Below are 14,773 nucleotides of genomic sequence, written 5' to 3'. Positions count from 1 at the left end.
TTATTCCGGGAGCTTTTTCAATGGGCGAACAAAGATGAGGTCCAATGAAACGAGAACAAGTATTGCGATTAGGACGGCTTCCAGGCCGTGCTCAGAGCAGCTTCTGGAATACTGCATAACAGGCAAATAAACGGGAGAATAGGGAGGAAGATTCTCGGGATAAACAACAGGTGCAGGCATATTCGGATAAGGACGGCCGGAATAGGCTTGGGGCACTGAAGCAGCATGATAAGGGGCGGTATAAGAATAAGAAGCAGGTACGCGATAAGAAGCAGTTGTAGGATAAGAAGCGGGTGCAGGATAAGAAGCAGGAGATGGAACGGAAGAAGGAGGAGGATAGGAACCATATGATCGTCGTAAATTCTGGTTATAGTAGGTAGGACGAGGGTAGGATGGAGCCCTTGGTCCAAAGATTCCAGAAGACATAAGCGAGTTTCCTCCTTTGATGTCGTGCGTAAAATTCGTACAAAGAAGAGGCAGAGGGGCCGTGTATTGATGACACGGCCCTATAATTATTGGGAGTCGGAAGGTGAGGCGATTTGTTCCTCTGTTGTGCTCCATGGTCTGTGAAAGAGCTTGATGGGTTGATATTCCGGCGCCCAAGCCTCATTTTCAAAGGAGGCTTCAGGACCAGTGTAAAGGTTTTGACTCCGGTGAAACTTGCCGAACAGAGTTGAACTCTGGGTTTCATAAGAATAATTTTGTTCAAGTGCATTGTTTACGTTTTCTATCATTTCCGCAGGAATGTCTTGCTCTAAGCTTGGGGTATTTATAATTGGTGTCGGCTCTTCAGCTCGTAAATTTATAAAGGGTAATTTCTTTAGGAAAAACATTGTAATCCCTCCTTTGACACCTATTTACTGGTATTATATTCCACCGGCAAAGGGGTGTTACAAAATATACCAAAGCCATTTCCAAAAACTAACGATACTTATATGGGTATAAATAGGTTTAGATTGTCGAAGCTATTGGTGATATTTTATTGATCGGAGTTGAGACAGCATGTCCAAAGACAAAAATAAAGCGAGTTTACAGGAGTTCTTCAAAGTATATGGATTTATTGCCATTTTAGGTTTTGGGCTGGGCGTAGGACTCGTCTTTTTGATTCTGTTTTTGGGCGGACAAGGTCAACTGAAAGGAAATGTCTCAGGGAATATATCACGGTCTCAAATCTTCAATCAAACGGGTAGGAATTCAGAAGTTTCTCAGCAGAATTTAGCAAATCAAACAGGAGAAGAAAATAGCGCGGCTATTTATCGTGATAAGCTCGATGGTTCAAGCCTTACTTTTCTTTTAATTGGGATGGATAATCGGCCGGAGGATGTCACTTTAAGCAATACGGATTCTTTATTTGTTGCCCGCATTGATCAAATCCATAAAAAAATGATTTTGCTCAGTATTCCTCGGGATACTCAAGTCAATTTGGAAGGAAAGGGAATTCAAAAGATTAATGCTATTGCCCGCCTGCAAAAGGGGTTTTCCTCAACCCAAAAGTATATTGAAACAATGATCGGTTTTCCGATTGATGGTTATGTCGCGACAAACTTTAATGGCTTTAAAAGTATCATTGACAGTTTGGGTGGGGTAACTTTAAGCGTTGAGAAGGATATGCATTATGATACAGGAGACAATCAAGACCGCTATATCGATTTAAAAAAAGGAACCCAACGCCTTAATGGGAGCCAGGCCCTTCAATATGCGCGTTTTCGCAACGATGAAATGGGGGACATTACGAGAACAATCCGTCAGCAGGCAGTCATGAAAGCTATGGTTAAGGAAGCGGTGAATATTAAAAATTTGCCCAAGCTTCCCTTTGTTATTCCCAAAGTGTATCAAGCCGTGGAGACAGACCTAAGCATAGGTCAGATATGGTCCCTCGCGACCTTATTGAAAAAAACGGAAGATTATCAGATAATAACTCAGACCCTTCCCGGAAAATTTTCGACCGAAAAGGGAATAAGTTACTGGAAGGTCAATTCTGATGATGCTAAAAAAGTAGTTACGCAATTATTTATGGATGGAAAAACGACCTCATATTTCACGCAAAATGCAAATCAGACTTTTTCCGCAAAGCCTTCTTCAACAAATCCTTCTCCGACAAAGCCTTCTTCATCAAAGGCCTCCTCCGTTTCGCCTAATTCGTCAACTCCGAAAAATCAAAACGAAAACCCTGTAAAAAAAGAAGCCGGCAATAGCGTGACAGAGCAAAATGCCCGTTCGGAAAAAGAGGCTGAGGAAAATTTAGCTGAAGGAAATCTAAATCAAGGGATTCAATTTGAGGTCATTAAAAATGAGAAGTAAAAGTATCTCTATAAATCTATAAAAATGTTTGATATAATGTAATTTAGTCTCTGGACATACGAAGCTTGCTTGCCTTGCAAGCTTGTCCTCTGTGGGGATAAGTCAACTAAACTTCAGAGGGAGTCAAAACTCCACCTGAAGTAAGTTTCCTTTATAAGCCCATAATGTCATTGATTTTACTATATTTGTATAAATTCGATCTATTTCGCAAATTAACCTTTAATATTACATAATATAATGTTAAAATGTGAAATGTGGTTCAAATAAAAATAGATAATAGATAATTAAGGGGGAGTGATTTGATTGCCAGATAATCTTATGCTCGGTGGGTTAATTTCCATTGTGTTGTTAGTATTAGTCCTTCCTTTCACGGTAAAAAAAGTGGAACATAACCTCGAAATATTTCTATTTGTTATGGGTTTAGCGTCGGTACTGATATCACAGTCGTTAAGTACCGGACTGGTATTAAAAGCTTTAGAAGAACCGATTATGATTACAATCGCCGTATTTGCTTTCGGTGTACTTTTTAAAGTTTTCAAAGTGCAGATCAACACGGCTATTCAATCTATTCAGAACCACATACCGGCTAAAATACTTATGTTTCTGATCGTTGTTATTTTAGGCATTATTTCAAGTGTAATTACAGCGATTATCGCTGCCCTACTCCTCGTCGAAATCATTTATAATTTGAAGATGGATCGCAAAAACGAAGTTAATCTTACAATTATTAGTTGTTTCTCGATTGGCTTAGGAGCTGCCTTAACTCCAATCGGTGAGCCTCTGGCTACGATCGTCATATCGAAACTCAATGCTGACTTCTGGTATTTGTTCGTAAATTTTGGGGAATTTATTATTCCTGCGATTATCGGCCTGGGAATTTTGGCTGCCTTCCTTATCCGGCCTGATCAACAATCCGGTCTTGGTTTAGAGGGTGATCAACAGGAAGAAAGCTATAAAGAAGTTTTTTTTCGTGCCTTTAAAATCTATCTTTTTGTCATGGCTTTAACATTTTTAGGTACAGGCTTAAAACCAATTATCGATAAATTCATTCTTGGCTTGCCCAGTCAGCTCTTATATTGGATCAATATGATTTCAGCGATATTGGATAATGCGACTCTAGCTGCCGCCGAAATCAGCGATAAGATGTCCTTAGAACAAATCCGGGCTATTTTAATGGGCCTTTTAATTAGCGGCGGAATGTTGATCCCCGGTAATATCCCCAATATTATTTCCGCAAGCAAACTTAATATTGAGAGTAAAGAATGGGCAAAATTGGGTGTTCCCCTTGGTTTAATTATCATGTTAGTTTTCTTTGTCGCCATTTTCTTTGTTCTATAGGAGATTGTTCAAAAGACAGATGTTTGCAAAGTAGAACATCTGTCTTTTATTGCACCAACGGATTTAGCTTGTTATTTCTTGTAAACTAAGATATAATTTTTAAGGTCCTTTAGGAAAATATGATGGAGGTTTTTTATTAAATGGAACAGTTATTTGAAAAGATTAAAGAATATTTACATATGGAGACAGAAATCCCTTTCGATGAATTCTCAGATTATCATAAACAAGTCACTCAAGCGCTCAATGAAGGCTTTGAGGACATGAATCAAGAAATGCGCCTTAAAGCACGTTATGTCTGTTCGATTGTTCAAGCTAATGCTGATTCCCGGGCCAAACGGAGTAAGAAAAATGCTAAAGGCTATAAAAAAATCAGTGCTAAATCGGGTTTCTGGATGGATGCAATCAATTATCGCTTAATTAAGGACGGAATGACTCAAGCTGAGATTGACAGCAAGACAGAGGAGATTAACGAAGCAATTTAATGGTTTAAAACCCAGATGATACCGAAGCTGCCCAAATAGGCGGCTTTTTTTTACTAACTGAAAGTAATCACAAAACTTTGCTTAGTTACAAAAGGTAATGATATAATTTATTATTATTATCCGATAATTCACAGTGTACAATTTCGAAGAGTTAAGGATGAAGGCAAATGATTTTGATTCTTGCCCATCGGCAAATGGATTTTGATGCTTTAGCATCAATGGTTGCTGCCAAAGTAATATATCCCAATAGTATTTTGGGGGTTGAGGGTAAACCGAATTCGTATGTTCAGGATTATATTACCTTAGCTAAAGATAACCTGCCCTTTATAAAACTTAAGGATGTTTCTTGGTCACAGGTAAGCAAGGTAGTTTTAGTGGATACCCATGATTTCAGCCGGGCAGCGGGGCTGAAGGAAGTGGAAGCGCTCAAGCAGATGGAAGCCGTAGAAGTGGAAATCTACGATCATCATCCCTATTCCGAACCGATAAAACCGGGAATGCATATTGAACATACGGGTGCGTGTACAACAATTCTCGTGGAGCAAATCCGGAATAATAAAATCCCGCTCAGCAGTTTTGAAGCAACACTGCTGGCTTTGGGAATATATGAAGATACCGGGAGTCTCCTTTTTGACAGTACAACGGTTCGAGATGTGAAAGCTGTTGCCTTTCTATTGGAACAGGGTGCGAACTTAAGTGTCGTTTCCAATTATTTGCGCAAACCATTAACAGATGAGCAAAAAGCTTTACTCCATGAATTGTCGGATCACGGTCAAACCGAATGGTTTGGGGGGGTGTCCGTATACATCTCTTCCGCGGTCAGCACGGATTATATTGGGGGGTTAGCTTTGCTTGCCCATCGTGTCGGCGAAATGGAAGAGGCCGAGACCCTCTTTCTCGTGGTGGGAATGGAGAATCGGGTTTACGTTATTGGTCGTTCACGGGGCAGGGGATTACCGGTTAACCATATTGCCCAGGCTTTTGGGGGTGCCGGTCATGAAAAAGCAGCCTCGGCAACATTAAAAAATACAACGGTCCAAGAGACGGTTGATAAGCTTCGACAAGAGATTAAGCAACGCGTACGAAGCCCTCATTTAGTCCGCGACATCATGAGTTATCCCGTTAAAACGGTGACGCCGGAGACAAAGCTCGAAGAAGTACAGCAAATTCTTCTTCGCTATGGCCATACGGGTGTTCCCGTTGTTAAAGAGGACAAGCTTGTTGGAATTATTTCACGCCGCGATGTGGAGAAAGGCCTTAAACACGGGCTGGCCCATGCACCTGTTAAAGGGTTTATGACGAAAGACGTTGTGACAGTAGATGGCGGTGCAGGGTGGGAAGAAGTCCAACGTTTAATGGTTCAGCGGGACATCGGCCGTATCCCGGTCTTAGAAAATAATCAACTGGTTGGGATTGTCTCACGTTCTGACGTTTTGCGTTTAATTCATGGGGGCTCTGTTCCGACAGAGACTAAATTGACACGTGACCGAAGCCTGGCCATGCGCCAAGATATCCTAAATCTCTTAGAGAATTTACCGGAAAAGACGCGAAATTTATTAAGGGCCGGCCAAAAGGTTGCCGATAATTTAGGATTTTCCGTTTATATTATCGGGGGATTTGTTCGGGATCTTCTTCTGCTGACGCCTACACAGGATTTGGATTTCGTGGTCGAGGGAAGCGGGCATATTTTCGTTCAATCCCTTTTTCACGAATTGGGCAGCGGGCAATTAACGCTCCATGAACAATTCGGAACCGCTCGAATTGAATTCCCCGATGGAACCCATTTAGATGTCGCAGGGACGCGCTGGGAATATTACGAATATCCGGGGGCTTTGCCGCAGGTCGAAGAGTCGCGGTTAAAGGATGATTTATTCCGGCGGGATTTTACGATCAATGCAATGGCCTTGGCGATCAATTCGGAACATTATGGTGAGCTCGTCGATTTTTACGGGGGTTTGCGGGATCTTAAACAAGGGCAGATCCGTTTTATTCATCAGCTTAGCTTTATTGAGGACCCGACACGCATTTTACGGGCGGTTCGCTTTGCCGAACGCTATCGTTTTCAAATATCAAAGGAGACACTGGAGGGTGTGGCAACAGCTCTTAAAGCCGGCGTTTTAAAGAAAGTCAGTACAGAACGTTTTACGCAGGAGTTACTCCTGATGCTGCGTGAAAAGCAGTTTCCGAAAATGGGAAAGTGTTTGGTCGAATTGGGGGTTCTTGAAGAATGGTTTGGCGAGAAATTGCCTTGGAATTTTTCAAGCGTTGCCGAGAATGAGAATCTTTCGCTTGAAGAAAGGTGGCTTATTTCGGTTTCCGCGTTTAATACTCACCAGATTGAGGTTGCCTTGACCTTAAAGTTAACAAAGGAACTGAGAAAAGAAACGGTAAAATATATGGAAATCAAAGCCGTACTTGATGATCAGCCTTCCTTAACGATGGAGGTCTTGGATCAACAGCTGACCGGGGTTTCAAGGGAAATAAGGAATGTGTTAAGCTTGGATTCTGTTTACCAAAAAGCCGTTACAAATTATGAAGCTGCGGCAGCTCAGCTAAAACTTACAGTAAACGGCAAGGCCCTTCAAAAGCTCGGGGTACCCAAAGGACCGGAAATCGGGAATATCCTGAGGAAGGTACGCTTAGCCTGGCTTGAACAAAGAATTAAAACTCCGGAGGAAGAGAATGAATTCGTGCTCCGGCTCGTGGAGCAAAGGAGGATGTAAATGTCAGGGTTAAATTTAACGACAATTATTGCAAATGTACCGGCCTTACTCATAGGATTTGCTTTTCACGAGTTTGCCCATGCTTACGTTGCCGACCGGTTAGGTGATCCGACTCCCCGCAGCCAAGGGCGGCTTACCTTGAACCCTTTTGTTCATTTAGACCCGTTCGGGGCTTTAATGGCCGTATTTTTCCAGTTCGGCTGGGCCAAACCGGTTATAACTCATCCTCAGTATTTTAGAGGGAATCCGACTCGGGGCCACATGCTGGTTTCCCTTGCCGGACCCTTGATGAATTTAGTGCTTGCTTTTATAGCAATGGTCATCTGGGTTTTATCTCTCTCTTTGTTCGGAAATTCCAGTTGGATGCAGATGGTTTCAATGATTTTAAGAGCGCTTGTGATTATGAATTTAGGCCTAGGAATTTTTAACTTGCTGCCGATTCCGCCTTTAGACGGGTTTGCTATCTTAAGATGGGTTGTGCCCGGCCGCTATGCTCATATCCTTCAAGTCGTCGAGACTTATGGCATGATCATTCTGATGCTTGTTCTTTTTACCAATATTTTAAATACCGTTCTTTACCCACTGATGCGTGGACTGTTTATCTTATATCAAAAGGGAGCAATTGCGCTTTTGACTCCGTTTATGGGTTCGTAACATGAAAAAAGAAGTTCTTGCAAAACCCGGTCCCTATATTGAATTACCGGCCTTTCAGGGTCCGCTGGATTTGCTGCTCCATTTAATTCAACAGGAAAAGATTGATATATATGATATTCCAATTGCCAAGATAGCGGATCAATTTATTGACGCCGTACGCCAAATGGATGATTTAGATATGGAAGTTACAAGTGAATTTCTTGTATTAGCGGCTCAACTTCTTTATATCAAGTCCCGTTATCTTTTACCGAAGCTTCCCAAAGAGGAGGCTGAGGGGGAAGCAGAGGATCCCCGCCAGGAATTAGTGGAACGCTTGATTGCTTATCGCTCCTTTAAGGAAGCTGCCCTGATCCTTGGAGAGTTAGAGGTTTCCTCCGGTAAAAAGTATTTCCGAACAGTAGATATTAACGAGATCCGCAGTCAATTCAAGGAAGAGGGAGACCCTCTCGAAGGTGTGGCTTTTACGGATTTATGGGAAGCTTTCAGTCATGTTATTGTGCGAGCTGAGCAAGGCGTAGAGACGAAAACGGTTGAACCGGATGAGATATCGATTGATAAAATGATGGACGATGTGTTACGGCGGGTGATTCTCCATCCGCATGGGACTCGCTTTAGTCAACTGATTCGAGGCAATTCACGAATGGAAGTGATTATGTCGTTTTTAGCATTATTGGAGCTTCTGAAAGAGGGGAAAATTCGCTGTGAACAAAGTGCTCCTCAACAGGATATTCATTTGTTGCCAACGGAAAAAGCGTGGGAATTCACTGAAGGAGAGTAGAGAATGTTGTTTCGGGAAACAGAAATTGCGGGGCTGGAAGCTTTATTGCTTGTGGCCGGTGAGCCTTTAACGATTGAACATCTTGCGAACATCCTGGATTTGAATTCCCCCGACATATTAGAACTGCTGTCCGAGCTTCGGCAGCGGTATTCGAGCCCTGCCTGCGGATTTATGATTTTTGAAGTTAATGGCGGTTTTAAGCTGGGAACCAAACCGGAGATGTCCCATTATATTGAAACCCTCTATCACCAACCGACTCAGGGATTATCAGGGGCGGCGCTTGAGGTTCTGGCCATCATAGCCTATAAGCAGCCTGTAACCAAGGGCGAAATTGACTTTTTGCGCGGGGTCCAATCGGATCGCGCATTGGCAACTTTAGTCGAAAAAGGCTTAACAAAGGAAATAGGACGTAAAGAAGGCCCCGGACGCCCGATCCTTTATGGAACAACGGAGCAGTTTTTACTCCATTTTGGACTTAAGTCGCTGAAGAATTTGCCGGAACTGGATTTTGAGAAGATGAGGGAAGAGGCAAGAGAAGAGTTAGATGAAGAATTAGATAAAGAGTAAGGAGTAAAGACTAAGGACTAAAGACTAAAGACTAAGGGGTAAAAACGAAGATGGAAGAGACGAAGATCGAAAAACTCATTGTCTTAGGAACCGGACATGCACTAACGACAAAGTGTTATAATACATGTTTTGCCCTAGCGGAAGAAAATAAATATATCTTAGTGGATACAGGCGGCGGCAATGGAATATTAGGGATACTGGAAAAGGCGGATATTCCTTTTTCTAAGATTCACAATGTCTTTATTACGCATAGGCATACTGATCATGTTTTAGGTGTTCTCTGGATTATTCGCAAAATATCGGGGCTTATCCGCTCGGGCAAATATGAGGGAAATCTTAATTTCTACGGTCATGCCGAGTTAATTCAGAATATCCAAACGCTTATGGAAGTCACCCTCGATACGAATATTCTTCAAATGATCGGGAAAAGGATCATGCTTATCCCTGTTGCCGATGGCCAAAAAGAAAGCCTGGATGGTTTAGATTTTACTTTTTATGATATCCATTCCACGAAGGCTAAACAATTCGGTTTTACGGTTAAATTGAAAAACGGAAAGACTTTAACCTGTATGGGAGATGAACCGTATAATCCCTTATGCCGGAAATATGTAGAGAATAGTGACTGGCTATTGGGAGAGGCTTTTTGCCTTTATCGTGACCGTGAAATATATAAACCTTATGAAAAACATCACAGTACTGTTAAGGATACTTGCGAACTCGCCGCACAACTTAATATTAAGAATTTGGTTCTATGGCATACTGAAGATCAAAATATCTTAGATCGGCAGAAATTATATATCGCGGAGGGAAAGAGATATTATAGCGGGAACTTATATGTTCCCAACGATCTTGATGTGCTTGTCTTGTAGTGTCCACTTAGTAAATTTTGTATATTATTCAAACCCGCCGGAAATCCTAGCATTTTAGGAGTGAAATATCTTTTAGCGTTCGGGGGGATATGCGTGCGGATTCTGGCGCTTCTACTCGCCGGTTTACTGGGATCAGTCATAATCTTTTTCATTCGGGCAACGGTGGATTTTTATTATCGCCGGCTGGAAGAAAAGGATCATTTGGAAATCCATTTGTCTGCCATCGGCGGTCTATGGAAATTTAAGTTCCAAATCCCAACGGCTCGGCTTATGTGGGAAAAAGGGCCTGAATTCGAAATATCGGGAGAAGCTAAAACTGAAACAGGTGAAGAACAGGATACAAAACTCGACATCCGTTTCCGTTTCTTTTGGAGACATTACTTTTATCATCTCTGGCCAAGAATTCCAAGCATTTTGACTCGGCTTAATCAGGTTAAAGTTAAGTTATATAAGGGGATTCATTGTACTTTCCTCGATTGGAGGGTTAATATCGGCTGTAAAGATGCCGCCTATACGGCGCTTGCAGCCGGAAGTATCTGGAGTATGTTGGGCTATTCCTTAGCGAAGCTCTATTGTCAAGTCACAATAGATGTTGATCAACCCCATCTTTCGGTGGTTCCTAATTTTAGGCAGCCTGGGTTTTCTTGTGAGTGCCGTTGTGTTTTTAAACTGCGAATCGGACATATAATGATCGCCGGTTTGGACTTATTGCGATTATTAATGCACGAAAAAAGGATGCTTTAACAGCATCCTTTTTCTATAGCGTGCCACGCATGGCGATTAATTGAATTTCTTAATCTTTGATATTCCACGCTTTTTTAATGTGGCTTAATAAATCAGAGGGATTAACATCGGTGTGGCAATCGACACAATCCATCTTGCCTCTGGCGTTTTCTAAGGATTTGCCTTTACCGTGACAGGACATACACTCATTCCAGGATTCGGGTTGTTTATAGACGGGTACAAACTTCTTTTCATGCCATGCATTTAAGATTTCAACGGTTTTAGCGGCAACATCTGCGGTCACCCTGCCGCAGCGTTCGCTGCGTTGTTTCCCTTCGGCTTTAAAACCCGAAACATCGCACCATTTAGCAACTGAAACGTGGCAAAGGGGAGAGCCGGATATACTGCTGGGAAGCGCGCCCTTGACACGAGCCTTATCATCGGGGGGCAAATACGTGGGAAAACTATAGTCTGTGTACCAACCGAGAATTTCGGCCACAACTGACATCATATCTTCTTGCTTAGGCCCGACGATAAAACCAAGCGCCGTATTGGCACCACAGAGTGCACCGCATAATGTCCCCCAGCCTGCACCGCCGCCTTCGCCCCAGGCGAGGATTTCCATAGGAATCATCGTATAAGGATAACCGATTTTGTCCTGAAGCTGTTTAATAATAGCGTAAAAGACTCCATAGGAACATTTGCGTGCATAGTAACCCTCATAAGCCAAAGCCTTAGTTGCTTCCGGATCAAGGGGAGTGTACGGCCATGGCAGGCCCATCGGTTCGTTGGTGCTTGTTGGGTCTGTCGGGCTTGCTATGGCGACATTTTGGTCAAAAGGTGCAAGAACACCGGCTCCGACGGCCACTGCCCCGGCGGTTAATAAACCGCCTCGTAGAAATTTTCTCCTTGAAAGCTCTTTTCCTTCATCAGACATTTTTAAGTTCCTCCCTTTCTCTTATTTTTGTCACGTTAAAGTTTTACAATTTTCCCGCCGCTCGGGGTCAACAAATGAACGGCACAGGCTAAACAAGGGTCAAAGGAACGGATCACGCGAACTAAATTTATTGGATTATCTGGGTTGACTTCAGTATCAATCAGAGCTTGTTCAATGGGACCCGGAACTCCGTTCTCATCGCGCGGAGAGGCATTCCAGGTTGTAGGAACAACCATTTGGTAGTTTTTGATTTTATGATCTTCAATTTTTACCCAATGACCCAGTGCCCCTCGGGGCGCTTCGTTCAAACCCACCCCTTGTCCCGATTCAATAGGTTCCCAAGAAGAGGAATCGTGGATCTTGGTCGCAGAGGTACGGGAGGTGACTTCGTGGGCTAAATCTTCCAGCCAGCCCTGCATTGCTTTAAGAACCAGGTCGGTTTCATATGCCCGGGCAAGATGGCGTGTAACGGTACCCGGCTGCATAGAATACTTTTGCATTGTTGTTAGCAATCTTTCGTTTTTGCTGACCAGCATTCTGGCAAGCGGGCCAACCTCGGTTGCAAAGCCATTATATCTTGGGGCTTTGATGAAGGAATAAGCATTTTCTTTATCCAAGTCAACTTCGGTAGCACCCGCCCAGGGGTGAGCAGGGGAGGTTTCTTGATACCATGAGTATGTTACAGCTTCGGTGATTTCTTTTTGATCCACAGGTTGAGGGCTTTGAAGTCGATTTTCTGAAATAAAGCCTCCGCCCATCAATTTTCCGTCGCCGGAATCTGTCATGGGGAAAGCCCCATAGGCCAGATAATTGCCCGGGCCTTTTCCGAATTCGGAGCGCGCCAAAGACAAAAGCGGGCCTGTGGCAAAGGCCTCCACATCCGGTATATAGATTTTAGTGATAAAGTCAGCAACTTCCTCAAGCAATGTTTTAAACTGCTCAAGCTGTTTCTCAGTCGGACATAGGGTTACTCCCCCCAGAACGATGCTGGACTGATGGGGTTGTTTTCCCCCCAGAATAGCGGACATCTTTTTGGCTATGCCTTGAATTTTAAGGGCCTGTATGTAGTGCGCGACCGCACTTGTGACCATTTCCGGATTTTTTATGGAATAATCATCCGGTTGGTATCGTGGAGTGAAGGGGGCCGTATCGCCGATTTGAACCAGCTTCATGATCTTATCCTTTACTCCCAGAAGGTCTTTATCATGACCTTGGTAATCTTTAATGGCCAAGATGTCGAGATAATCTAAGGCTGATAGATGATAAAAATGAAGGACATGGTCATGAAGCCAGAGGGAGCCGACGAGAAGATTGCGAATCAGTCGAGCTACCCGCGGCAAGTTCGTTTTAAAGGCATCTTCAAGTGCCAGTGCGGAAGTCCAGCCGTGCGATCCCATGCAAACACCACAGACGCGTTCGGTAATATAAATGGCGTCGCGCGGATCTCTGTTTTGGACAATTTGCTCTATGCCCCGAAACATGGTTCCTTTCGTCCAGGCGTTAACGACAATTCCATTTTCAACTTCGACCTCCAAGCGTAAATGTCCCTCAATTCTCGTGACAGGATCAACAACGATTTTCGTGCCCATTTATTTTACCTCCTTAGGGTTTTGAAATAAGGGGGCAAGTTGATCATAATATTCGGGTTGACTACAGCCGGCGCAAGGTGATCCGGCAAAACCGCAGAAGCTTACCCCATCATTCCAGAAATCACCGCCGCATGTCGTAAAGGTCTCTTGCCCTTTGCATCCTTTTTCATAAAGACACCAATCAGCGGTATCGGGGTTATTCCAGTCTTGTAAAAATTCACCGGATTCATAATGGAGCCGTCTGAAACAACTATCATGGAGTGTATAACGGTAATAATTGACGGGGCGTCCTTCTTCATCCAAACGGGGCAGCGCATTGTTGCTTAAATAATATAAAAGGGTTCCAACCAGCCGAGTTGGCTTAACGGGGCAACTGGGCAGATTAACCAGTTTTACACCCTTTAGAATGTCTCTGGCTCCTTTAGCCCCCGTAATCCCTGCCCGAGGAATTCCTCCATAGCTGGCACAAGAACCCACGGCTAAGACAAGTTCGGCCTTTGCAGCTGCGTTTTTGAACAAATCGAGGAAGGATTGATTTTCAACCATGCAATACCTTGGGTCTGCTGTCGGGATAGCGCCCTCAAGCACTAAAATGTAGCTTCCGTTTTTGATGCACTCATTTAAACCATCGACTGCATCAGACCCGGAAGCTGCCATCAAGGTAGGATGAAATCTTACGGATAAAACGTCAAGCAAAATTTGTTCCGGGCTTGGATCTAGTGAGCTGAGCAAGGATTCGCTGCATCCTGTGCAACTCAATCCCTGCATCCAAATGATGGGTTTCTTAACGAGATTTTCGGTTGCCGCATCAGCCATTTTGGGTGCCAGAACAGGATCAATACCAAAAGCTAAGCATGTCATGGATATAAGCTTAATGAAATCACGTCTGGATATTCCTTTCCGTTCTAGCCGTTGATAACCTACTTCTGATAAACTTTGACCTTTTTTCAAATCTCTCACCCCTTTTTTAAAATAGCAGTATGATAGGATTGCAAGTACACATAATTTACTCATTATAGCTATGATGTTCTAAAGATAACTTTCACATATATATTTTAAGCGAAATATTCCGAATATGTAAAATACTATATTCTTATTCTCACAATAGGTTATTCCTATAAAATACAAGCTCTTGATGACTTGTGAAAATATAATCGTGCATATTATCTTGTAAATCGGACATATTAGGCTCGAAGGTTTTATTTATGTACGGTTTTTATCCGGTGATGGTGATAAGGAGGAATACTTTATATGGGGAATCATCCGATTGAAGCGTTAATGAAGACGGCTATGGAAAGTATTCAACAAATGGTTGATGTAAATACGATAATAGGCGATCCCGTCGAGGCTCCGGATGGGTCGATAATCATTCCGATCTCTAAGGTAGCATGCGGCTTTGCGGCGGGTGGCAGTGAATTTCCGCCGCCGGATGGCGAGAAAAATAACGACGATGACAAAAGCAAACAGGCTTCTACCCCTTTACCGTTTGGTGGAGGAAGCGGCGCAGGAGTATCGGTTCAGCCGGTAGGTTTCCTGGTGGTGGGTCATGGACAGATTCGACTGCTGCCCGTTGATAACAATATGATTGTGGATCGAATCATCGATGAAGTTCCGGGGATGTTTGATAAGGTTGCGGCCGTTTTAAAGAAAAGGGGGTCCCAAACGAAGTCAAACGACGAGAAAGAAGAGGATATCATTATTGAAAAAGACTAATCGTATAAACGTCAGATGAAGTCAAAATTTCATCTAAAGTAAGTTCCTTTAAAGCCGGTACAAGTGATTAAATCATGGGTACCGGTTTTCTATATGGAT

At 43.2% G+C, this 14,773-nt stretch carries 15 protein-coding genes; 10 read left to right on the top strand and 5 right to left on the bottom strand.

The features are described 5' to 3' along the window. Together VB077_RS12435 and VB077_RS12430 are read right to left on the bottom strand one after the other, a co-directional pair. Entirely contained in the window at nt 1-426 is a 426-nt protein-coding gene (locus tag VB077_RS12435) for a hypothetical protein (RefSeq protein ID WP_323415568.1), read from the bottom strand. 86 nt (nt 427-512) lie between these two features. Further along, complete coding sequence (locus VB077_RS12430) at nt 513-833, bottom strand: hypothetical protein (RefSeq protein ID WP_323415567.1); 321 nt, start codon at nt 831-833, stop codon at nt 513-515. A gap of 169 nt (nt 834-1,002) precedes the next feature. On the opposite strand from VB077_RS12430, the gene VB077_RS12425 reads away from it, so the two are divergent. The 9 genes from VB077_RS12425 (at nt 1,003) to VB077_RS12385 (ending at nt 10,456) form a co-directional block, all read left to right on the top strand. Continuing rightward, nucleotides 1,003-2,301: an LCP family protein gene (locus tag VB077_RS12425; RefSeq protein ID WP_323415566.1), complete on the top strand. Its 1,299-nt coding sequence runs from the start codon at nt 1,003-1,005 to the stop codon at nt 2,299-2,301. A 303-nt stretch (nt 2,302-2,604) separates the two neighbouring features. Next, nucleotides 2,605-3,639 carry a DUF1646 family protein gene (locus VB077_RS12420; protein ID WP_323415565.1) on the top strand — a complete coding sequence of 345 codons (1,035 nt, stop codon included), beginning with the start codon at nt 2,605-2,607 and terminating at the stop codon, nt 3,637-3,639. A gap of 140 nt (nt 3,640-3,779) precedes the next feature. Next, complete coding sequence (locus VB077_RS12415; RefSeq protein WP_323415564.1) at nt 3,780-4,121, top strand: hypothetical protein; 342 nt, start codon at nt 3,780-3,782, stop codon at nt 4,119-4,121. Between the two features lie 167 nt (nt 4,122-4,288). Further along, nucleotides 4,289-6,844, top strand: a complete 2,556-nt coding sequence (locus VB077_RS12410) for a CBS domain-containing protein (protein ID WP_323415563.1) — start codon at nt 4,289-4,291, stop codon at nt 6,842-6,844. Next, nucleotides 6,845-7,498, top strand: coding sequence for a site-2 protease family protein (locus tag VB077_RS12405; RefSeq protein WP_323415562.1), 654 nt, complete (start codon nt 6,845-6,847; stop codon nt 7,496-7,498). It begins immediately after the preceding gene. 1 nt (nt 7,499) lies between these two features. Next, nucleotides 7,500-8,276, top strand: a complete 777-nt coding sequence (locus VB077_RS12400) for a segregation and condensation protein A (RefSeq protein ID WP_323415561.1) — start codon at nt 7,500-7,502, stop codon at nt 8,274-8,276. A gap of 3 nt (nt 8,277-8,279) precedes the next feature. Beyond that, nucleotides 8,280-8,843 (top strand): SMC-Scp complex subunit ScpB, encoded by a 564-nt coding sequence (gene scpB, locus VB077_RS12395; RefSeq protein ID WP_323415560.1) that lies wholly within the window; start codon nt 8,280-8,282, stop codon nt 8,841-8,843. 65 nt (nt 8,844-8,908) lie between these two features. Next, nucleotides 8,909-9,712: an MBL fold metallo-hydrolase gene (locus tag VB077_RS12390; RefSeq protein ID WP_323415624.1), complete on the top strand. Its 804-nt coding sequence runs from the start codon at nt 8,909-8,911 to the stop codon at nt 9,710-9,712. A gap of 93 nt (nt 9,713-9,805) precedes the next feature. Next, nucleotides 9,806-10,456 carry a DUF2953 domain-containing protein gene (locus VB077_RS12385; protein WP_323415559.1) on the top strand — a complete coding sequence of 217 codons (651 nt, stop codon included), beginning with the start codon at nt 9,806-9,808 and terminating at the stop codon, nt 10,454-10,456. 49 nt (nt 10,457-10,505) lie between these two features. Here VB077_RS12385 and VB077_RS12380 read toward each other — a convergent pair whose 3' ends face one another. The 3 genes from VB077_RS12380 to VB077_RS12370 are packed head-to-tail and all read right to left on the bottom strand — an operon-like array spanning nt 10,506 to nt 13,912. After that, nucleotides 10,506-11,372 (bottom strand): C-GCAxxG-C-C family protein, encoded by an 867-nt coding sequence (locus VB077_RS12380; protein ID WP_323415558.1) that lies wholly within the window; start codon nt 11,370-11,372, stop codon nt 10,506-10,508. Between the two features lie 35 nt (nt 11,373-11,407). Further along, the gene (locus tag VB077_RS12375) at nt 11,408-12,961 is read right to left on the bottom strand and encodes a nickel-dependent hydrogenase large subunit (protein WP_323415557.1); all 1,554 of its coding nucleotides are present in this window, start codon (nt 12,959-12,961) and stop codon (nt 11,408-11,410) included. Further along, on the bottom strand, nt 12,962-13,912 hold the full coding sequence (locus tag VB077_RS12370; protein WP_416337058.1) for a hydrogenase small subunit: 951 nt from the start codon (nt 13,910-13,912) through the stop codon (nt 12,962-12,964). It abuts the gene before it with no gap. Between the two features lie 300 nt (nt 13,913-14,212). Between VB077_RS12370 and ytfJ the strand changes: the two genes are divergently transcribed. Continuing rightward, complete coding sequence (gene ytfJ / locus VB077_RS12365) at nt 14,213-14,674, top strand: GerW family sporulation protein (protein ID WP_323415555.1); 462 nt, start codon at nt 14,213-14,215, stop codon at nt 14,672-14,674. Nucleotides 14,675-14,773 lie beyond the last annotated feature (99 nt).

This window comes from Desulfitobacterium sp., assembly GCF_034927245.1.
In the GTDB taxonomy this organism is placed as follows: domain Bacteria; phylum Bacillota; class Desulfitobacteriia; order Desulfitobacteriales; family Desulfitobacteriaceae; genus Desulfitobacterium_A.
The sequence above is the reverse complement of the archived record's forward strand: the minus strand, read 5'-3'. Positions and strand labels throughout refer to the sequence as shown.